This window comes from Pseudorhizobium halotolerans, from assembly GCF_902153235.2.
GTDB lineage: Bacteria > Pseudomonadota > Alphaproteobacteria > Rhizobiales > Rhizobiaceae > Neorhizobium > Neorhizobium flavum.
The window spans coordinates 451581-471932 of sequence record NZ_CABFWE030000016.1 but is presented as its reverse complement, the minus strand read 5'-3'; the positions used below and the strand labels follow the sequence as shown (position 1 = coordinate 471932).

The 20352-nt window shown below is 62.1% G+C and carries 18 protein-coding genes, 1 tRNA gene and 1 pseudogene; 12 read left to right on the top strand and 8 right to left on the bottom strand.

Annotated features, from left to right (window positions below):
* The 3 genes and pseudogenes from FN060_RS22555 to FN060_RS22545 form a co-directional block, all read left to right on the top strand.
* A pseudogene (locus FN060_RS22555) lies at positions 1 to 228 on the top strand (isocitrate/isopropylmalate family dehydrogenase); the annotation flags it as partial.
* Between the two features lie 593 nt (positions 229 to 821).
* Positions 822 to 1925, top strand: a complete 1104-nt coding sequence (locus FN060_RS22550; RefSeq protein WP_142590129.1) for a 4-oxalomesaconate tautomerase — start codon at positions 822 to 824, stop codon at positions 1923 to 1925.
* Positions 1922 to 3019 carry an isocitrate/isopropylmalate dehydrogenase family protein gene (locus FN060_RS22545; protein ID WP_142590128.1) on the top strand — a complete coding sequence of 366 codons (1098 nt, stop codon included), beginning with the start codon at positions 1922 to 1924 and terminating at the stop codon, positions 3017 to 3019. Before FN060_RS22550 ends, FN060_RS22545 begins: the two co-directional genes overlap by 4 nt.
* 97 nt (positions 3020 to 3116) lie before the next feature.
* Here FN060_RS22545 and FN060_RS22540 read toward each other — a convergent pair whose 3' ends face one another.
* Positions 3117 to 4028 (bottom strand): LysR family transcriptional regulator, encoded by a 912-nt coding sequence (locus FN060_RS22540; protein ID WP_142590127.1) that lies wholly within the window; start codon positions 4026 to 4028, stop codon positions 3117 to 3119.
* Between FN060_RS22540 and FN060_RS22535 the strand changes: the two genes are divergently transcribed.
* Both FN060_RS22535 and FN060_RS22530 read left to right on the top strand, forming a co-directional pair.
* On the top strand, positions 4027 to 4305 hold the full coding sequence (locus FN060_RS22535) for a hypothetical protein (RefSeq protein ID WP_142590126.1): 279 nt from the start codon (positions 4027 to 4029) through the stop codon (positions 4303 to 4305). The two genes, FN060_RS22540 and FN060_RS22535, sit on opposite strands and share 2 nt — an antisense overlap.
* A 156-nt stretch (positions 4306 to 4461) precedes the next feature.
* Entirely contained in the window at positions 4462 to 5121 is a 660-nt protein-coding gene (locus FN060_RS22530) for a GntR family transcriptional regulator (protein WP_142590125.1), read from the top strand.
* Between the two features lie 33 nt (positions 5122 to 5154).
* Here the strand turns inward: FN060_RS22530 and FN060_RS22525 are convergent, their stop codons facing one another.
* A complete protein-coding gene (locus FN060_RS22525) occupies positions 5155 to 6549 on the bottom strand; it encodes a CoA transferase (protein WP_142590124.1) in 1395 nt (464 codons plus the stop codon).
* A 210-nt stretch (positions 6550 to 6759) separates the two neighbouring features.
* On the opposite strand from FN060_RS22525, the gene tcuA reads away from it, so the two are divergent.
* Together tcuA and tcuB are read left to right on the top strand one after the other, a co-directional pair.
* Positions 6760 to 8184 carry an FAD-dependent tricarballylate dehydrogenase TcuA gene (gene tcuA / locus FN060_RS22520; RefSeq protein WP_142590123.1) on the top strand — a complete coding sequence of 475 codons (1425 nt, stop codon included), beginning with the start codon at positions 6760 to 6762 and terminating at the stop codon, positions 8182 to 8184.
* Positions 8181 to 9317, top strand: a complete 1137-nt coding sequence (tcuB, locus tag FN060_RS22515; RefSeq protein WP_142590122.1) for a tricarballylate utilization 4Fe-4S protein TcuB — start codon at positions 8181 to 8183, stop codon at positions 9315 to 9317. The genes tcuA and tcuB overlap by 4 nt, the downstream gene beginning before the upstream one ends.
* Before the next feature lie 15 nt (positions 9318 to 9332).
* Here tcuB and FN060_RS22510 read toward each other — a convergent pair whose 3' ends face one another.
* Positions 9333 to 10088 (bottom strand): sulfite exporter TauE/SafE family protein, encoded by a 756-nt coding sequence (locus tag FN060_RS22510; protein WP_142590121.1) that lies wholly within the window; start codon positions 10086 to 10088, stop codon positions 9333 to 9335.
* An 83-nt stretch (positions 10089 to 10171) separates the two neighbouring features.
* Here FN060_RS22510 and FN060_RS22505 point away from each other — a divergent pair, with 83 nt between their 5' ends.
* Positions 10172 to 11062, top strand: a complete 891-nt coding sequence (locus FN060_RS22505; RefSeq protein ID WP_142590120.1) for a LysR family transcriptional regulator — start codon at positions 10172 to 10174, stop codon at positions 11060 to 11062.
* 75 nt (positions 11063 to 11137) lie between these two features.
* Here FN060_RS22505 and FN060_RS22500 read toward each other — a convergent pair whose 3' ends face one another.
* The 4 genes from FN060_RS22500 to FN060_RS22485 all read right to left on the bottom strand — a co-directional run bounded on the left by FN060_RS22500 (position 11138) and on the right by FN060_RS22485 (position 16895).
* A complete protein-coding gene (locus tag FN060_RS22500; protein ID WP_244665915.1) occupies positions 11138 to 12796 on the bottom strand; it encodes a thiamine pyrophosphate-binding protein in 1659 nt (552 codons plus the stop codon).
* An 89-nt stretch (positions 12797 to 12885) separates the two neighbouring features.
* A complete protein-coding gene (locus tag FN060_RS22495) occupies positions 12886 to 14901 on the bottom strand; it encodes a tripartite tricarboxylate transporter permease (RefSeq protein ID WP_142590119.1) in 2016 nt (671 codons plus the stop codon).
* Positions 14902 to 14978: 77 nt separating this feature from the next.
* Positions 14979 to 16076, bottom strand: coding sequence for a type 2 periplasmic-binding domain-containing protein (locus FN060_RS22490; RefSeq protein WP_142590118.1), 1098 nt, complete (start codon positions 16074 to 16076; stop codon positions 14979 to 14981).
* Positions 16077 to 16820: 744 nt separating this feature from the next.
* Positions 16821 to 16895 (bottom strand) — tRNA-Gln (locus FN060_RS22485).
* Between the two features lie 184 nt (positions 16896 to 17079).
* Here FN060_RS22485 and FN060_RS22480 point away from each other — a divergent pair.
* Both FN060_RS22480 and FN060_RS22475 read left to right on the top strand, forming a co-directional pair.
* Positions 17080 to 17988, top strand: coding sequence for an MBL fold metallo-hydrolase (locus tag FN060_RS22480; protein WP_142590155.1), 909 nt, complete (start codon positions 17080 to 17082; stop codon positions 17986 to 17988).
* Positions 17989 to 18087: 99 nt separating this feature from the next.
* Entirely contained in the window at positions 18088 to 18504 is a 417-nt protein-coding gene (locus tag FN060_RS22475) for a PRC-barrel domain-containing protein (protein ID WP_142590117.1), read from the top strand.
* A 29-nt stretch (positions 18505 to 18533) separates the two neighbouring features.
* Here the strand turns inward: FN060_RS22475 and FN060_RS22470 are convergent, their stop codons facing one another.
* Entirely contained in the window at positions 18534 to 19439 is a 906-nt protein-coding gene (locus tag FN060_RS22470) for a DUF1499 domain-containing protein (RefSeq protein WP_142590116.1), read from the bottom strand.
* Between the two features lie 102 nt (positions 19440 to 19541).
* On the opposite strand from FN060_RS22470, the gene FN060_RS22465 reads away from it, so the two are divergent.
* Both FN060_RS22465 and FN060_RS22460 read left to right on the top strand, forming a co-directional pair.
* Entirely contained in the window at positions 19542 to 19811 is a 270-nt protein-coding gene (locus FN060_RS22465) for a hypothetical protein (RefSeq protein WP_142590115.1), read from the top strand.
* Positions 19812 to 19904: 93 nt separating this feature from the next.
* Complete coding sequence (locus FN060_RS22460) at positions 19905 to 20342, top strand: DUF411 domain-containing protein (RefSeq protein WP_142590114.1); 438 nt, start codon at positions 19905 to 19907, stop codon at positions 20340 to 20342.
* Positions 20343 to 20352 lie beyond the last annotated feature (10 nt).

Genomic DNA, 20352 nt, shown 5'->3' with positions numbered 1-20352 from the left:
GCATGGACCCGGGGCCTCGCCCACCGCGCCAAGCTGGACGACAATGCCGAACTCGCACGCTTCGCCGCGACGCTCGAGCGAGTCTGCATCGAAACGGTCGAATCCGGCTTCATGACCAAGGACCTGGCACTGCTCATCGGCCCGGATCAGCCGTGGCTCTCCACGACAGCGTTCTTGGAGAAGATCAACGATAACCTCCGCGCGACCTTCCTTGAGGCTGCCGCGTAGCCTATTCGGCGTCGGCAGAGAGTTGAAAAGCTCTGGCAGAAACGGCCTGATCCGTGCTGTTACTCGCGTTATTCGCGGAAAACAGCACGGTCAGTTTCGTGGTAGTGAAACGAGGCGCGACACCAGATAACTGCATTCGCCAACCGGAACGCCGGCCGTGGGATTGAGTATCGTCGGGCGAATTCTCTGCCATGGTCGTTGAGTTTCGCGTGCTTTGTTTGATCGATTTAAGGACCGACGGCCAGGAGATGTCGGAGCAGCTGCACGTCAAGGCAAGCGAGGATCGACGAGGATGCGTCGTCCCAAAGCAACGGAATCTGCCTTACCTTCCTTTATGATAACATTCGGCTGTTCAGTGTCGGTATCATGGCAGGCAAAGTTAGCCACACTGACGTCCCTTTTGCCGCCTCGACGATCGGCACCTGATAGCCAGCGCCAATGCGTTGCGATTAGCGCCCCCCAAATGATTATGCGACAAAACCACACTAGAAAATTGCGCCGAGGGTAAACCTCGGCGCACCCGCTCTCATCACTAGATTTTCGCTTACGCTTTTTGTATACAAATGCACTCAATCGCATGTAAAGGAGCGGCGATGCCCAGACAGGTTTCGATTCCCTGCACGCTGATGCGCGGAGGCACCTCCAAGGGACCCTATTTTCGGATGGACGATATCCCGCAGAACGCCGAAGTGCGGGCGCAGGTTCTGCTCGCCGCCATGGGATCACCCGATACCCGACAGATCGACGGTCTGGGCGGTTCCGATACTTTGACCAGCAAGGTCGCACTGGTGGGGCCATCGGGTCGCGAGGGTGTCGATGTCGATTATCTTTTCGCCCAGGTCTCTGTCGACCAGGCGATTGTGGACACCTCCCCGTCATGTGGCAACATGCTTGCCGGCGTCGGTCCGTTTGCGATCGAAACCGGGATGGTGCCGATCACGGGCGACAAGACCAGCGTTGTCATCTACGACATCAATACCCAGAGCCGCATCGAGGCGGTGGTCGATACGCCAGACGGTGCGGTCAACTATGAGGGGGCGACAGCGATCGATGGAGTACCCGGGACGGCTGCCGAGATCAGGCTCAACTTCATGGATATCGTCGGCTCAAAAACCGGAGCCCTATTCCCAACCGGGCTGCCCGTGGAGGAGATCGAAGGCGTGCGTGTGACGTTGATCGACGTCGCCGTGCCGATGATGATCTTCCGCGCGACGGATCTCGGCAAGACCGGCTACGAATCCTCGGCCGAACTCGATGCCGATCGCGACTTCTTCGCACGCATGGAGGCTATGCGCCTCGATGCGGGTCGCCGGATGGGGCTCGGAGACGTCACCGGACGCGTCGTGCCCAAGATCGCCATGCTCGCCGCTCCGCGAAGCGAAGGCAGTGTCGCTGCACGCTATTTCGTGCCGCACAAGACACATGCGGCCTTTGCGGTGACTGGAGCACTCTGCGTTTCCTCCTGCGTCATGGCCCCTGGCACGGTCGCTGAAGGTATCGCAAAACGGCCGGACGGAGGTGATTGTACCGTCTGGATCGAGCACCCCTCGGGCCTCATCGACGTGGCGATGACGACGCGCGTCGATGGTAACGGCATAGACATCATCAGCGGCGGCGTCATACGAACAGCTCGAAAGCTGATGGAGGGACATGTTTTCGTCCCCTCCTGGATACTCGAGGCGAGAACTGCTGCATGAGGTTGCTTGTTCTTCCGGGCGATGGGATTGGCCCGGAGATCGTCAATGCGACGCTTGCGGTGCTCGATGCCGTCGACCGGCGTTTCTCGCTCGGCATCGACTACCTAACCCGCGACATCGGCTTCGCCGCTCTTGAGAAGTCCGGAACCACGCTACCTGATGGCGTCATAGAGCTGGCCAGAAGCGTGAACGGGACGCTGCTTGGGCCAATCTCGCACCTGGATTATCCGCCACGCGAGACGGGCGGCATCAATGTCTCCGCAGCGTTCCGCACCAGACTCGATCTCTTCGCAAACATACGTCCCGCCCGCACGCGCCAGGGCGTCTTCCACCGCGGCACGGCGATGGACCTCGTCATCATGCGCGAGAATACGGAAGGCATGTACCCGGACCGCAACATGTATGCCGGCAGTGGCGAATACATGCCGACCGAAGACGTGGCTATTTCGATGCGCAAGGTGACGGCCAAGGCGATCGAGCGGATCGCGCGCGCCTCCTTCGACCTGGCACGGACGCGCCGCAAGAAGGTCACCGCCGTCCACAAGGCTAACGCATTCGTATTGACTGACGGGCTGTTCCTGCGGGAGGTGCGAAAGGTCGCGGCAGCATGTCCGGACGTCGAACTTGAGGAAGTGCTGGTCGATGCAATGGCAGCCCTTCTGGTTCGTGATGCCGGTCGCTACGACGTCATCTGCACGACGAACTTCTACGGCGACACGCTGTCTGATCTCGCGTCCGAACTCTCGGGCAGCCTGGGTCTCGCAGGCTCGCTCAATGCCGGAGAACATCATGCGGTCGCTCAGGCGCAGCATGGCTCTGCCCCGGATATCGCAGGACAGGACAGGGCCAACCCGGTCTCGATGATCCTGTCCGCTGCAATGCTTCTGCAGTGGCATGGCAAGAGGAGCGGCGAACGGCGCTACATCGATGCCGCCACGAGCATCGATGAAACGGTCGATCATCTGATTGCGGATCCCGCTACCCGCACCAGGGATCTCGGAGGGCAACTGGGAACACGCGCGTTCACGCAAGCCTTGATCGAAGCGCTGGAGAGCCAAGATGCGGCCATCCGGGCTTCAGGCGCCCGTCGATAGTTTTCGTCCAGCAACTTCGTCCAGCCCTCTGGCTTCCACGAGGACGTCAGCAGTGCCATCAGATATCCTCTCAAGGACGCGAGCAGACCTAGTCGGGCTAGCCGGCTTTCTTGTACGTCCCTGCCGCAAGCGTAAGGAACGCTTTGATCGGCTGGGAAAGCGGGCTTGCCGGTCGTCTCACATGGACGAGTTTCCGGCGCGCCCAGTCATCTGACAGCCGAGCGCTGATGACGTCGGTTCCGGCCAGGAGATGCAGGCTTGTCGAGCGCATGAAACCGATGCCGAATCCCGCCTCGACCATTCTCACCAGCGAAGGAAACGTCTCAACCTTGACGCGCTCCCCAAGGATGCGTCCGGTGGCGGCGGCAGCCGCGCTGAGCAGCCGGTCCATCGCGCCCGAATGGTGGACGCCTACGACTTCGTGCTCGGCAACTTCGTCGAAGGAGATTAGGCGACCTGATCCGATTCGAGCCGCCAGCGGATGATCAGGCGAACAGAGAACGAGCACGTCATCGTCCTCGAAAGCGCCGGTTTCGAAACGGGCGAGCTCGTTGTTGTCAGCAACGAACGCGATGTCGGCCTGGCCATCGTCGATTGCCGCAAGGGCGTTTGGCGCTGACATTTCCTGGATGTCGAGGCGGACGCCGGGATGGGCCGCCGCATAGCGTGCCAGCAGTTCAGGAAGCCGCCCGGACAGCGACGAGCTGGTGCAGGCGAGGCGAAGCCACCCATGTTCTGCCGTTCCGAAATCCGACATCTGGGTGTTGAGGTCTTCGATCCTGCGCAGGATATCGCGACAACCGGCCACGTAGACCTTGCCCGCCGGTGTCAGTCGAGCCCCCTGAAGCGATCGATCGAAGAGTGCGACACCGAGGCGGGCCTCGATATCGCTCAGCCGTCGGCTGACAGCCGATGAGGCGATGTTTTCACGCTCCGCTGCCCGCCCGATGGAGCCGTGCTGCGCTATGGCGACGATGAGACGTGCCGTTACCGGATCGAACGGCAGCATGCCGAACCTCCTTCGCGGCTGGGTGGTACTCGTCCGCCAACCCCAGATCGCGCCGGATGCGCAGCAGGGTCGCTTCGTCCATCACGCGCGACTGATAGCTGTTGAAACGCTGCACGAAGGATACATAGCGCTCGAGGGTTTTGAAGGGAGCGGCAAGAAAGGAGAGGATCATGATGGCTACTGCCGGAAAGTGGTCTTGGGATGTTCATCCTGTACCGTGTTCCCCTTGTCTTCGGTAGCGTCGATTGGCGACGCCACCATCGCAATTCGGCAATAACGGCATCAACTTCCATTTTGGTCTTCGTGGGTCAGAATAGGGACGACCACGCCGTATGCAAGTAACCTCCGTTGGATGTCGCCTTCGCCCGTGATCATCGTGGACAACTGTCCGATCATTCGGTAGCCGAATAGGCTATCGGAGAAAGAGGCGACGATGAGCGAACCGAAGGAACTGTCCTCAAGGACGCGCGGACAGAGCACGTACCAGGCGATCCTGGCGGCAATTCGCGACGGAATTTACCACCCGGGCGATCCCCTTCGGGAGGAGGAAGTCGCCATGAGGCTCGGCGTCAGCCGGACGCCTGTCCGCGAGGCTCTTGGACGACTTCAGGAAAAGGGCCTGCTCGAGGCAGCCCCCAGCCGAGGCGTGGCGGTTGCGGTTCTTTCCATGCAACAGATCTTCGAGCTTTATGCCATGCGCGAAGAACTGGAAGGGATCGTGGCACGCTTCGCAGCTTGGCATGCGACCGAAGCCGAGATCGCCAACCTCACGCAGATCAACGAGAAGTTTGCCGCCGCCGCTGACGATCCGAAGCTTGCAGCGCAACTGAACCGTCAGTTCCATGCCAGGATCTATGATGCGGCCCGCAACCGGTATCTGCGCCAGGCGGTCGAAGACCTTCAGGAGACGATTGCGCTGTTGCCGGACACGACGTTCATCAAGGAAGGCAGGACGGCGACGGCAGCCAGGGAGCACGTCGCCATTCTCGATGCGATCCGCAGCCGCGATGCTGAAGCCGCCGAGACGGCCGCGATTCTTCACATCAAGGCCGCTCTCGAGGTGCGGCTCGCCATTTCCAATCCGGGTTCTTGACCGGTGACATTCGGGTCCTGAGCCTCAGAGGCTTCACTCCCGGGGCCAGGCCGGCGGGTCGCTTCCCAATAGAACGGGGGGCCGCCTCCAGCGCGTCGCTTCGCCGTCAAAACGGAGCGCAGGCGCAAGGGCAGTGACTTCACCAAATGCCGTATCGTGTCGCCACAGAAGGTCCGAGACTTGGTCGGGACCGGGGTTGGCAGGTGGATAGGGCTCCTCATCGCCGATTTCATCCCTCATCGACCACATCCATTGCGCCGTTGCTGCAAGGGACAGACTGGCATGCCAGCTCCCTCCCTCGTCGTGGCGCCGGATCACCGCAACCATTGCCGCAAAGGCGCAGAGATAGCCGGTGAGATAGTCTAGCGGCTGACACGGCAGAAGACGCGGCGGCTGGTTCTCCCGATAGGCCATGCCCGTGGTCGCCTGCACCAAGGTGTCGTAACCCCGCCTTCCCTGCCACGGACCCGGTCCACCAAAGGCCGATATCGACAACGAGATGAGGCCCGGCTTCATCCTCGCAAGCTCATGCGGGCCGAAGCCGCGTAGCTCGAGCGAGCCAGGACGATAGGCGTCCAGGAAGACATCGGCATCCAGTACCAGTGAGCGAAGCAGATCCCGCCCGTGGGCCGTATCGAGATCGATGAAGGTCGAGCGCTTGCCAAAACCTGTATCGATGACCAGCGGGACGATCGACGGCAGGTTCGGGCTGGATACGAGCATGACGGTTGCTCCATGTTCCGCCATTGCCCGCCCTGCCATGGGCCCGGCAATTACCCGCGACAGGTCGAGCATGCGCAGCCCCGCAAGCGGTCCATTGCCACCCGAGCCAAGTTCCCGATTTTGGGCGGACGCGAGCTTTTCAAACCGGATCGGGGGAAGTCGACTGATGGCAGTGCAATGCGGGTCCTCCAGCCACTCCGCGCGGCTGCGCACCCGGGCAGCGCACAGGCCGCGGCGGATCGCTTCGGCCTCGACCTCCTCCGCCTCCCACGACAGCAAGGCCGTCCGGACGTCTGATGGATCCTCGCCCGCGCCAATCATTTTCATCAGGCCTTCACGCAGGTGCTCGAAGTTGCCGTGCAGATAGACCCACTGGCCACCGGCAGTCTGGTAGAAGCCGGTGAAAGGCTCCATCTGCTTTGCCGGTTTCCCGTCCAGGAGCAGATAATTGGAACTTGCCATGGCAAGTTCCGCTGCTCGCGTGTCGACAGTCACCTGCCGCTTCTGACCGGTACGTATCTCGTGGATCCGGGAGGCAGCGATGCCCACGGCACCAAGCACGGCTGTAGCCATCGGGCCGATCGGCCAGGGCGTGGCAAGAACCTTTGGCCTCTCCTCGATCACCAGCCGCTGGAGCAGATCGTCCGACCAGCCGACGAGAGCGAGAAGATGGCGAAGAGGAGCCTGTGCCCTCGTCGAAGTCATGTCATTACCCCTTCAAATTCCGCCGAGGAGCAAGCTCGTGGGCGGAGGCTGGCACGAAACCGCCCAAGGCGCAAAGGGCGGTGCCATCTTTACACCGCCGCGCATCCTCGCGAGAAACCATGTTGAAACGCATCATCCCTACCACGTCACGCCACTTGACTGTATACAAATGTGTGCAGTAATGACGGCTGGAATAGATGGTGGTTTGATATGACGACTGCAGACTATGACGTCCTCATCGCCGGCGGCGGCAATGCAGCACTCTGCGCGGCGATAAGCGCCCGGCGCAACGGCGCATCCGTGCTGGTCGTGGAGGCGGCACCGCGCTTCTACCGCGGCGGCAATACCCGCCATACGCGCAACATGCGCTGCGCCCACGACAGCGCAACCGAGACACTTTCGGGTCCCTATTACGAGGAAGAGTTCTTCGAGGACCTGTTGCGGGTGACTGGCGGCAAGACAGACGAGAAACTTGCTCGGATGATGATCGCCGAGTCGAAGGACATGCTGAACTGGATCGTCGAGCAGGGCGTGCGTTTCCAGCCCTCCCTTGGGGGGACCTTGAGCCTCGGACGCACCAACTCCTTCTTCCTGGGCGGCGGCCGCGCAATGTTGAACGCCCTGTACCGTACGGCCGAGCAACTGGGTGTCGAGGTACGGTATGACACGGAGGTTGTCGATCTCGATATCGTCGACGGACGCTTCCGCTCCGCAACCGTTCTCCATCGCGGCCAGCGGCAATCGATCGCCGCCAAGGCATTCGTGGCCGCCTCCGGCGGCTTCGAGGCGAACATCGACTGGCTGAAAGAAGGATGGGGCGAGATCGCGGAGAACTTCCTCATTCGCGGCACGCCCTATAATCGTGGCACGGTCCTCAAGATGCTGATCGAGAGCGGCGCGCAACAGATCGGCGATCCGACCCAGTGTCATGCCGTCGCCATCGATGCACGTGCTCCGAAATATGACGGCGGCATCATCACCCGCCTCGACTGCGTGGTGTTCGGCATCGTCGTCAACAGAGATGCGCAGCGTTTCTATGATGAGGGAGAGGACGTCTGGCCAAAACGCTATGCGATCTGGGGACGACTTGTCGCCGCGCAGCCCGACCAGATCGCCTACATCATCTTCGACGCCCGATCGCTCGAGCTGTTCATGCCCTCGCTCTTCCCGCCGGTGAAGGCGATGACCATCCCCGATCTCGCGGGCAAGCTGGGCCTGGATGCGTCCGCGCTTGAAAAGACCGTGTCGGACTTCAACGCTGCAGTGCAGCCCGGAACCTTCGACCACACAAGCCTCGATGACTGCCGGACCGAAGGTCTCTCTCCGCCCAAGACACACTGGGCGCGACGGATCGAGGAGGCACCCTTTTACGCGTATCCCGTGCGGCCCGGCATCACTTTCACCTATCTCGGTGTACGGGTGAACGAGCAGTCCCGGATGATGATGGCGGACGGGAGGCCAGCCGCCAACATGTTCGCCGCGGGCGAGATCATGGCCGGCAATGTGCTGGGCCAGGGCTATGCAGCCGGTATCGGCATGACGATCGGCAGCGTGTTCGGCCGCATCGCCGGCCGCGAAGCGGCCGCAGAAGTACGCGCCAATTCAACGGCTTCCGCTGCAATGGAGATTGCATGAACATTCACGCTGCACCCGAGACCCTTCATGCCAGCCCCCTCCTTGCCGAGGCTGACCGGCTGATGACGGTCTGCAACTCCTGCCGCTACTGCGAAGGCCTTTGCGCGGTCTTTCCGGCCATGGAGATGCGCCGCTCCTTCTCCGACGGAGACCTCAACTACCTGGCAAACCTCTGCCACAGTTGCGGTGCCTGCCTGCACGACTGTCAGTTCGCTCCTCCGCATGAATTCGATGTCAACGTGCCGAAGACGCTGGCGAAACTCCGTGGCGATAGCTATCAGGCCTATGCTTGGCCTCGGCCGCTGGCTGGCCTGTTCGAACGCAACGGGCTGGCTATCAGCATCATCGCAGCCGTCTCGGTAGCACTCTTCATCATCAGCTTTGTTGGCTGGACCGATCCCGAAGTGCTCTTCGGCGTCCACACCGGGCCGGGCGCCTTCTACCGGCTGATGCCGCACAACACGATGGTCCTGATCTTCCTGGGCGCATCGCTTTACGCGCTCTTCGCCATCGCAATGGGAATCCGGCTGTTCTGGCGCGATATCGGCGAACCAGCCGCGACATTGCGGGAAGGCTCGTCAGTCTGGCAGGCCATGAAGGACGCCTGTACCCTGCGCTATCTCGACGGCGGCGGCGTCGGTTGCATGAACGAGGATGATAAGCCTACCGATCGGCGCCGGCTTTACCATCACCTGACCTTCTACGGCTTCATGCTCTGCTTTGCCGCTACGTCCGTAGCGACGGTCTACCACTACATCGTTGGCCGGGAGGCTCCCTACTTCTGGTATGACCTGCCGGTCATCCTCGGGACAGTCGGCGGGATCGGCCTCATCATTGGGCCGATCGGACTTCTCAAGGCGAAATGGCACCGTGATCCCCTTCTGCTTGATCATTCGCGGATGGGGATGGACGTTGCGTTTCTCGCAATGCTGTTCCTGACGAGCGCGACCGGCCTGCTGCTCCTGGTCTTCCGGGCGACACCCGCCATGGGAATTCTGCTTGCGGTGCATCTCGGCGTCGTCTTCAGCCTTTTCATCACCATGCCCTATGGCAAGTTCATGCACGGCATCTACCGATTCCTGGCGCTCGTTCGCTACGCGAAGGAAAAGCGCGAGATGGAGACGGCCGGCTGATGCCGGCCTGCCCGCTCAGAGCATGGAACTCCCCGACCAGATCAGGCGGAGCGATAGGACGACGAGCGTGATGTCGAGTGCCAGCCGGAACCGCCTGTCCGATATCCGGTCGAGAATGAGCCTGCCGAGGAAGGTTCCGATGGCACCGCAGATGATCATCGCACCAATGAAGCCGATCCATGGTGCGAATGCGAAGCCAAGGAAGCTCAGCATGAGCGTCTTGAGGAGATGCTGCACCGACATCATGGCGCCGTGCGTTGCGACGTGGCGATGGCGGTCAAGCGCCAGCGACTTGGTGAACGTCGCAACGAACGGACCTGTGGCACCGAAGAACATGGTCAGGAAGCTCGAGACGACACCCGTGACCAGCGGAATGCGGCTGAGCCAGCGAGGCGGTTTCATGAAGACCGACCAGAGCACGAACAGGCCGACGCCCATCTGCACGACCGCAGGCGACAGATTGGGCGCCACCGCTCCGCCGGCGATCACGCCGACCACGGTCCCCGCCATGAACGACCATGTGCTTGCCCAGCTGATATACCGGAACATGAAGACGACACGACCGATATTGGAGCCGAACTGGATGATGCCATGCACCGGTATGAGCGCCGCCGGCGGGACAAGGATCGCCATGACGGCAAGCAGCAGAACGCCACCACCGATTCCGAACGCAATGGTTATGAAGGATGCAGCCGTGCTCGCTGCCAACATGGCGAGGGCCGCCGTCGGCTCCACGTTGGGCGGCATGAGAAAGTCCAGCAAGTGGCTCATCTTCGCCTTCGCAAAGTTGGCGGCAATTGCCGCATGCGATCTCTTGTGGGAACGTGGCTCTTCGTCGGCACCGGGGTAGCGGAATGCGGGTGGATTATCTGGGGCTTGAAGCCTTCATCGCGGTGGCCGAACTCGGAAGCTTCTCCAAGGCTGCGGCCAAGCTGAATGTCACCCAGACGGCGCTCAGTCACCGCATCCGGAAGATCGAGGAGGATCTCAATACACGCCTCCTGATCAGGACCTCTCATGACGTCTCTCTGACGAAGGCAGGCCAGGCGCTGCTGCCGGACGTGCGGCGCCATCTGGAGACGCTTTCCGGCCTCTACCAGGGAGTGAGGGAGAGTGGCCGCGAGGCACGCCGGCGCCTGGTTTTCGCCTGCTTGCCGACTATTGCCGGCTATTACCTGCCCGACGTGATGAAATCGTTTGCAGACCTTCACCGAGGGTTTCAGGTCGTGCTTCTCGACCAACCCACGGGTCACGTCATGGATCTGGTGAAGGAGGGCGAGGCTGAGTTCGGGATTACCATCATCAGCGCCACTCCTTGGGACATCGAAGCGGAACCTCTGTGCACCGAGCCTTACGTGCTGCTGGTCAACAAGGGGCACCGGCTTGCCCGGCAAGACCACGTAACAAGGTCCGATCTCCTGGGAGAGCCTATGGTTCGGATTCGCACGCAGTCGACAAATCGCCAGCTGGTGGAAAACTCGCTGGGCGATGTCGGCAAGCAGGTTGACTGGCGGTTCGAGGTGCAGAATGCCGCCACGGCCATGGCGCTGGTGGCCTCCGGTGTCGCATTGACGGTGCTGCCCCGCCTGACGATGCATCAGTCGCCGGCCAATATTGTCGGCCTGCCCTTTTCCGATGTGGACCTGACGCGCCGGATCGGCGCGATCAAGAGGCGGGGCGTTCCACTCTCGCCACCGGCGGAAGCATTGCTTGAGATGATCCGCCATCGCCTCGCCGATATTTGACGGCACCGAACCGGACGTCTCGGGTTCTGCCGCCGGCGTCACTCGCATACGGCCGGCCCACGTCATCCGGCTCACTCACTTGGACATTCGTTGAGGATGCGCTCGCCGAATAACCGGTGACAGCACCTTGTCGGAAACGGGAAAGTCCCAGATAGCCGCGCCACCGCGCCGGCTGAACTCGGCCGCCAGCCCGGGCAGATCGGCAAGATCCTCAATAGTCACGCCACCGATGCCGAACCCCTTGGCGATCGCCGCAAAGTCAGGCCGGCCAAAGACGGCTCCATCGTCCGGCAAGCCCTCCGATCGCAGCTTGTGGATCTCCGAGCCATAGGCACCGTCGTTCATCACGCAGATGAGGATCTTCATTCCGTGTCGACGTATGGTTTCGATTTCCTGGATATGCATCAGCAGGCTCCCGTCACCGTCGAACAAGACGACAGTTTCGTCCGGGCGAGCGGCCGCCACCCCCATGGCAAAGGAGATCCCGTTTCCAATTGCGCCGAACTCGCGGATGGTCAGGAACCGCTCCTGAGGTCGCGACGGCATGTGTGCGAAGTAGAATGAACAATGGCCGGAGGAATTCACCATCTCCCATTCGCGCGGCAGTGCTGCCTCAAGCGCCGCCACCACGTCGCGGGGGTCGAGAAGCCCGGGTTCCGTGGCATAAGGCTCAGGATCGATCGGCGCCTCCCGGATAAGGGTAGCCGTCTCCTCATTCCTCCACGCGGGCTGACGGGGCTTGACGAGCTCCGCGAGCGCTTCCACGGCTAGCCGGGCATCGGCGCGGACATGGCTGTGGGCAGCGATGCGTCCTTGGCTGACCGTCAGGGGCTCCACGTCGATCTGCAGGACATGCGCTTGCCCGAAGAGCCTTCCGCCCTCCGCATTATGATGGGCGAGGATCGTCCCGACACCGATGACGAGATCCGCCTCGCCCAGCAACTTCCGCGCGGCGGCGCTGGAGAAACCGCCAGCTACCCCGATGGAATAGGGGTCGTCATGGAACAGGCCGCGTGCCGGAAGCGTGGTAGCGAGCATTGCATCACATCGTTCCGCCAGCATACGGCAGGCAGGTCCTGCCCCCGCGGCGACCGCGCCCATGCCCGCCATCACCACGACGCGTTTTGCCCCGTTTATACGTGCCGCCGCCTCGGCGATATCGTCCTTGTTCGGCGGGATCGGACCAACTTTAGGAACAAGTTCGGTCGAGGGACGAGGCAAGGTCAGCGGTTCGACGATATCGAGGTCCTGGAGATCGAAGGGCACGCCAATCACGACGGGCCGGTTTGTTGTCCTCGCCTCGAGAAACGCATCACGTATCGCTTCAGCCATGCGAGGCGGATAATGGAGGGAATGATAGGTTGCGCCGGTCGCACGGATGAACGGCGCCTGGTCAATCGCCTGATTGTACCAGGCCGCCTTAAGGGGCGCTTCTCCGGCAAAGATGACAAGCGGCAGTTGCGCCCGGACGGCCGCTGGCAGCGCCGTGAGAACCTGCGTCAGCCCTGGACCGCAGGTTACCGTTGCCACACCCACGTCTCCGGTTTTCCGTGCATAGGCCATGGCAGCCGCAACTGCGCAATGTTCGTGGCGGACATAGACCATGCCGGTGCCGAGCCCTGAAAGGGCAGTTGCCCAGTTCATGTTGGCATCGCCCAGAAGGGCAAAACACGTATCGACCCCCTCCTGCCTGAATGCTTCTGCCAGCCAACCATACATCTTGCGTTCAACCACGCAGCAACTCCAATCGAATCGTGAGAAGATCGTTCGCCTGTAAGGGCGGATGAACCGCCCCGGCGCCGGCCGGGGCGATAGGTGCGAATTTACCTCAGCGGCCAGGGCAGATCGGTGTAAGCCTGCAGGAGGCCGGGCGGGAAATCGCGTCCCAGGACCCCGGCAAAGAGGATGATCGCAGCAACTCCGCCCGCGGTATACACGAGCGTCATCGGCAGCCCGAGCTTTGCCCGAGTGCGGAAGAACGCCAGCAGGAAGAGCGTGAGTCCGATCACGAATCCGAACAACAGAGAGGCCACGAGAAGCATGGCGAACCAGGCCAGCGTCGACCATAGTCCGACCGGAAGCTTCTCGTCGGGCCCACCGCGTTCGAGATCGACGAAGACGGGATCCGTTTCCGGGGCGCGGCGCATCCGGACCAGCAGGCCCGCACAGGCCGCAAGCGTGACGAGCCCAACGGTGAGTGGGAAGATCTTATCTCCGAACCGCGATATCATCGCCGCATCGATGACCGAGACCGCAACATAGGTCGTGATGCAAAGAAGGAAGATCACGGAGGTCCGTTTTACCCCGCTCGCTTCCGCGTCATGCTCGTTGATGAACTTCGCGCTGCGCAGCCCGACGACGATCGACACGATGGTCAGCGCAAGGATCGTCAGCGCCAGCGGCGATGCGATATACTCCATGCCGGCCCAGAAGCCACGGTTGAAGCGTGCTCCTGCAATCTGGTTCGCCATGTTGGCGAATGCCTCTGCCTGGTTGGAAAGAACGAAACCGATCAGGAAGGCTGGCCTAGAATAGTCAAACCGACGCAAGAGGATACCGAGGAAGCCGATGGCGATCAGGGCTATGAGGTCTCCGATCGACTGCCGCGACTGGAATGCTGCAAACGAGATCAGCATGAACAGGAATGGCGCCAGGATCGCGAATCGGATCTTCGAGAACTTCGCGATCTGTGCGGACAAGAGGATGCAGAGCCCGGCTCCGATGAGATTTGCCAAGGCCAGCGACCAGACGATCGTATAGGTCACGTCGAGGTTCTGGCGCACCATGTGCAGCCCGGGCGACAGGTTGAGCAGCGCGAGCCCACCGAGAAAGACGGCCATCGTACCTGATCCCGGGATTCCGAAAATCAGGGTCGGAACCAGGGCTCCGCCCATGGTGGCGTTGGCCGAGGATTCCGGCCCGATCACGCCGCGGATGTCGCCCTTCCCGAAGTTCTCGCGGTCCTTTGAGGATTGCACGGTATAGCCATAGGCAATCCAGTCTACGACCGATCCGCCCAGGCCGGGGATGATCCCGACGACGACACCGATTATGGCACCTTTGGTGGATAGCCACTTGTTGCGCCACCAGTCACGGACCCCGTCGAACCAGCCGGCACCAAGCTTGTTGCCCTGCGCCACGCTCTGGTCTTCCCTCAGCAGCGAGACGATCTCTGGTACCGCATACATGCCCAAACCGACGATAATCAGTTGCAAACCGTCTACAAGGTAAGGGAAATCGTAAGTGGTCATGCGCAGGCTGCCGCCGGCACCCGCCGCTCCGATCGTGCCGGCGAGCAGTCCGATGCCGGCAGCAACGATCCCCTTCAGGGGCACCCTCCCCGCCAAAATTGCGACCATGGACAGGCCGAGCACGGTCAGCATCAGCATTTCCGGAAGGCCGAATGCCAGGATAAGCGGGCGGGCAATGAAGATGAAGAAGGTCAAGATGGCGGCGCTGATCAGGCCGCCATAAAGCGAGCACATGAAGGCGGCCGAGAGAGCGCGGGCCGCAAGCCCCTTGCGCGCCAAGGGAAAGCCATCAAGTACCGTCGCCTGAGCGGAACTCGATCCGGGGATGCCGAGCAGAACGGAGGAGAACGTGTCGGATGTTGGAATGACCGCGATCAGACCAACCATCAGCGCAAGTCCCGATACCGTATCCATTCCGTATATGAAGGGCAGAACGAGGGACAACCCGGCGATCCCTCCCAGGCCTGGCAAGATACCCACCGTTAGACCGAGAAGCACACCCAGGATCAGATACATCAACTGCTGCGGCTGCAACAGAAGGAGAAAGGCCTCGCCGAGGGCGGGCAGGGCCGTAGAGAAGATATCCATGAAGAAGGCCTTTCAGCTGCAAACGACGTGACGAAGCGCCCGGCATGACCAATGGCCGCGCCAGGCGCCAAGTCGGATCATTGCATGGTGATGCCGTAGTCTTCCTTCAGCCAGTCGAGGACGTACTGCTTGGCTTCAGGGGTGACGGTGATGGCCTGTTCATGGGCTGCCACCGCAGCCTTGCCGACGCCCTGCGGATAAACACCGAGCGTTTCTTCCGAGTTCTTGGCAAACTCCGGTTGCGCGATCATGTCCTCGAATGCCTTGGTGTACATGTCCACCACTTCCTGGCTTGCGCCACCCGGCAGGTAGATCAGCTTCTGCGCAGCGAATCCCGAGACGAAGAAAGCTTTCCAGGCATCCCAGCCGACGCCGGAGGTCTCACACCCTTCGGTCGCCTCACAGACTTCCTTGAAGCTCGGCAGGTCGGGGAAAGTCGGATCGCGGACAATGTTGCCATCGGCATCGAGCGCACCGTAGGAGAAGGCTGGGACCGCGAGCTTCTGCTCGACCAGCGGAACCACGCTCTTGAGGTAGGCGGAGGTGGTCTGGTAGTCGATGTTGGCCTCGCCACGCTCGAACATCAGGCGTCCGTCGCCACGGCCTTCGATCCCGAAGACAGGATCAACCTGCAGTCCGAGAAGCTTGAAGGCGAGCAGCGGCACTAGGTCAAGCGTTGTCGCTCCCTGGGAGCCGTAGAGATAATTCTCATCCTTCAGGTCGTCAAAGTCGCCGTCGTACCGCTCGCCCAGATCCGGCGGCAGATAGACGACGCCGCCGGTACCGGATGAAAGGACGACCTTCCAGTCCTTGTACTCGTAGCGGACCCGGGGATCATCCAGCAGGTAGGGAAACTGCGTACTGCCGGAGGTCCCGAAGATCAGCGTTCCGTCGGCCGTCTTCTGCTCCTGGAACCAGTTCGCACCCTCTGTCGATCCGGCTCCCGGGCGATAGCGCACGACTACCGTCGGATTGCCGGCGAGATGCTTGCTGAGAAGCGGCGCGAAGAAGTTTGCCCATGCTGCTGAGCCGCCCGATTCAGCAAACGGGATGACAAATTCGACGGTCTTGCCCGCCAAATCCTGCGCAGCAGCGGCGCCTGTCCCGACTGAGCCTGCAACCACTCCTGCCAATGCGGCGGCAACGACCGTCCTACGTGGATTGTCTTTTCTCAAGTTTCCCTCCCATCGTTCTATCGCACTCACGACGTGCCTGGACCCTCACCTGATGATGACGGGCCGGTAATGCAGCCTCCTCGCTACAGACCTCAGCAAACGTGGCATGGAAGATTGGACGAGAGAAATTCTTACATCTCATCTTTCGATGAATCCTATTCACCTGACGCGTCTCTGCCGAACCAGAGGCGCGGTCTACTAGCGATACCTTGCAGGCAAAGTGATTGATCGCGTCTTTAGGCGTCACCGCGACCGACTGGCAGGCTAGTCTCTCGTCAGGATAACGCTACCCACACTGGGCGGCGCGGCCAGGTGGCGGCTATAGCTGCATCGTATAGCACCCAAGGAAACCCTATTAGGAATAAAGCCGGTTAGGCCCCAGTGGTGGTCTCGAGAGAGGCCTGAGCAACGGAAGCCTGAAGGTTGATCGATGCTCAGAGAGCGCCATATCGAGGCCTCGAAGCAGTACCGCTCCCAATGGGTGCAGGCTAGAAGGGGACCGCCGCTCTTTCGGACACGACTGTCCATGGTGAGCACTGTCTTCGGGTGGCGATCAAAATTCATCGGACGCAGCGCGAGGATCCGGACATCCTCGTCCAGGAGACGTTGCGCCTGGGAGTGCTGCTGGAGCGTCAACGTAACGCGATCTAAGGATTGGGTCACCGGGATACGCTTGCGAATCTCGATCCCCATTTAAGCTGGAAATGCCGGAAAACCTGGATTGCTGGCTTGAAAAGGGAGGCTTGGCTGGGGCGCCTGGATTCGAACCAGGGGATGGCGGTACCAAAAACCGCTGCCTTACCGCTTGGCTACGCCCCACCATGGCAGGCCGCGACGCGTATTGGGTCGCTGGCCGGCGAGTGCGGTTGCTCTAGCAAAGCTTCGCTCCGGCGGCAATGATCCCGGCTGACGTTTTTGAAGATTTCCGCCAGGCGCTCGTGCTAGAGCGAGGCGAAGCAAAAGGCCCCGGCGCTAGGGAGAATACATGGCCGAGAATGACGATCTGCGGCAACCGGAATTCGACCTTGCCTTCCACCCGGCCCATGGGGAGGCTGTGCCGGTGGCCGACAATGTGCAGCGCATCACCGTCAACAACCCCTCGCCCTTCACCTTCCACGGCACCAATACCTACATCGTCGGGCGTTCCTCGGTCGCGGTCATCGACCCCGGCCCCGAGGACGAGGCGCATTTCCGGGCGCTAATGGCGGCTCTCAAGGGCCGGGAGGTCACGCATATCTTCGTCAGCCATACCCACCGCGATCACTCGCCGCTTTCCCGGCGGCTGAAGCAGGAGACCGGCGCATCGATCATCGCGGAGGGGCCGCACCGGTCGGCGCGGCCGCTCTTCGCGGGCGAGGCCAATCCCTTCGCCGAAAGCGCCGACACGAATTTCGTGCCCGACATCCAGGTCTCCGACAGTGACGCAATCGAAGGCGATGGATGGCGGATGACGGCCATCCACACGCCCGGCCATACCGCCAACCACACCGCCTTCGCGCTCGACGGTACCGGCCTCCTCTTCTCCGCCGATCATGTCATGGCCTGGGCGACCACGATCGTCGCACCGCCGGACGGGTCGATGGCGGACTTCATGGCCTCGCTGGAAAAACTGCTTGCCCGCGACGACCGCCTCTTCCTTCCCGGCCACGGGGGTCCGGTGCGGGAACCGGCATCCTTCCTCAGGGGCTTGCGCGCCCATCGCCGGATGCGCGAGCGGGCGGTTCTCGAGAGGATCAGATCGGGCGACCGGCTGATCCCGGACATGGTGAACGCGATCTATGCGACAACCGACCCGCGCCTTCATGGCGCTGCCGCACTTTCCGTACTGGCGCATCTGGAAGACCTGGTTGAAAAGGGCCGGGTGACAACGGAAGGACCACCCTCCCTGAAGGGCGTCTACTTCCCCGCTTGAACTCTACTGAGCCTCCGGGAACATCCGGCGCCAAGCGCCGTTGTCCGCCGTCCGGTGCAGCTGTCCGGCTGCGCCGCCAAGCGAACAGATGAGGCAAGCATGAAGACCACCCTAATCGCGACCGCGACGGCCATCACCCTTTTCTCCGCAGCAGCATTTGCCCAGGCTCCGATCCAGGCACCCATCGTCGTACTGCCGGATGCTGTCCAGGGGGCAGCGCCCAGCTATCTCTTTGCCGGCCGCATCGATGACCTCGACATCTACGGCGCGGATGGAGAAGAGATCGGCGAGATCGAGGACGTGCTCCTCAACCTGGACGGCACGGTCGCGGCGGTCGCCGTCGAGGTCGGCGGCTTTCTCGGGATCGGCGACAAGGATGTCCTGGTCGACTGGAGCGCGCTGGAGATCACCCGCGAAGGCGACGATATTCGGGTGATGGGCCCCACCCTGACACGCGAGGTTCTCGAAGGCGCAGCGGCTGTCGATCTCGAGAAGCTCGGCCTCGGCAGCGACTGAGCCCTCGGATGCGGGGCCGAGGCTTTCCCCTAGCCTCCCGCGATCCCCAGAAGTTCGGCGTCCAGCCGATCGAGGAAATCGTCGGCGATCTCGGCACTCATGCCGAGATCGTGGGCGCCGTAGCGTGAGGCGACCCGGACATCGACGAAGGTGGTTTCGACATCCTCGCGCAGCCGAATGACGATATCGAAGGGCAGCCCCAGGACGAGCGTCTCCGTTTCACCCTGCAGCAGGACATCCTGATCGGCCAGCGACGCGACCATGCCGGGAAGAGCCGGCTCCGGCCGAGGCAGGGGTATCGGTACTTCACCGACCTCGGCGACCGCGTCGTCCGGTTGCGGCTCCTGACCGGGGAGCGCGTCCTGCAGCTCCGGCAACTCCACCCCCTTCCGGTCGGTGATGTCGATCCGAGCTGAAATAGCCGCGGCCTCGACCCCCTGGAGAACGCGATCGAGCGCCCCCTCATAACGGCGGCCGGCGAGACCGGGATAGGCCGCAAGCTGTGCCTGGCGCTCCGCGGCTCGTGTTGTCGCGACGGTCGTCAACCACTGCTGGTCGTATTGCGGGCGCGAGAGGAAGGCCGGAACATCCTCCAGATCCGTGCTCACCTCGTTGAGCGGCGGCCGTGTCAGGTAGAGAACGGCCCCGGCGGCGACGAAGCCAAGTGGCACGCCGGCATAGACAAGTGCCTTTGCCGAAGCCATGCCGCCCTCAGCACCCTTCTGCCAGAGGCGGATCAGCCCCACCAGCGCCAGCGGCACGGCTGCGGCGGCAATGGCGGCGGACATCAGGACGAGTGCCAGGAAGTCAGGCGTGCGCAGGGGCCCGAAGCGATGGGCGAGCAGGGCCAGCACGAACAGGACCAGGGCTGCAAGGCCCATGCGACGGGCGGCATAAGCGGAATGGGAAACGGGCCGGACATAGCGGACGGTCATGGAAACAGCGGTACCTGGATTTGCGACGGCATGCCTGTCTGTGTAGAACATGACGCGTGATAAGGAAACGCGTCCCATTGAACGCCGCATCTGGAGCTTTGCATGCGTCGACCACTGAGCATCGTCCTTGCTCTCCTGTGCATGCCGCTGGCGGCCTGCCAGACCATGACGCCGGAAGAACGCCGGGCAGCCGACGAGCGAACCTGTGCCGGATACGGGTTCAGACCAGGAACGGATGCGATGGCTCAGTGCCTGCTCGACCTCGAGCTCGACCGCCGCGCGGAGATGCGCAGCTGGCGCGACAGGCAGGCCAGCACGATGTGGGGGCCCATGTATGTCGAGCGTCGCATCATCATCAAGGACGGGGACTGACAGCTTGAGCCAGCGCAAGGAGCGTTCGCTGTGTTGCAGCTACGAAAAGATCAGCCTCATCCGGAGGCAGACCCAACTCTCTGGAGCCGTGCCATGACGTTAAGAACCCTCTTCCTGAGCGCAACCTTCAGCCTGCTTTCTGCATCCGTCGCGCTTTCGGCAAGCGTCAGCGTGTTCAAGGATGCCGGCTGCGGCTGCTGCGGCGGATGGATCTCGCACATGAGAGAAAACGGCTTCGCCGTCTCGGCTACCAATGTTGCGCCTGAAATGATGGACGTCGTGAAGGCGAAAGCCGGCATTACCGCAGACACAGCCTCCTGCCACACGGCGCTCGTTGGCGGTTATGTTGTCGAGGGGCATGTTCCGGCATCGGACGTACGGCGCCTGATAGCCGAGCGCCCAGACGCGATCGGGCTCTCGGCACCTGGTATGCCGGTCGGCTCCCCGGGAATGGAAGGTGCTGGCGCGGAACCCTATGACGTTCTCCTCATCCGCAGGGACGGCCGCACCGAAGTCTTTGCCAGCCACTAAGGCGGCTGCC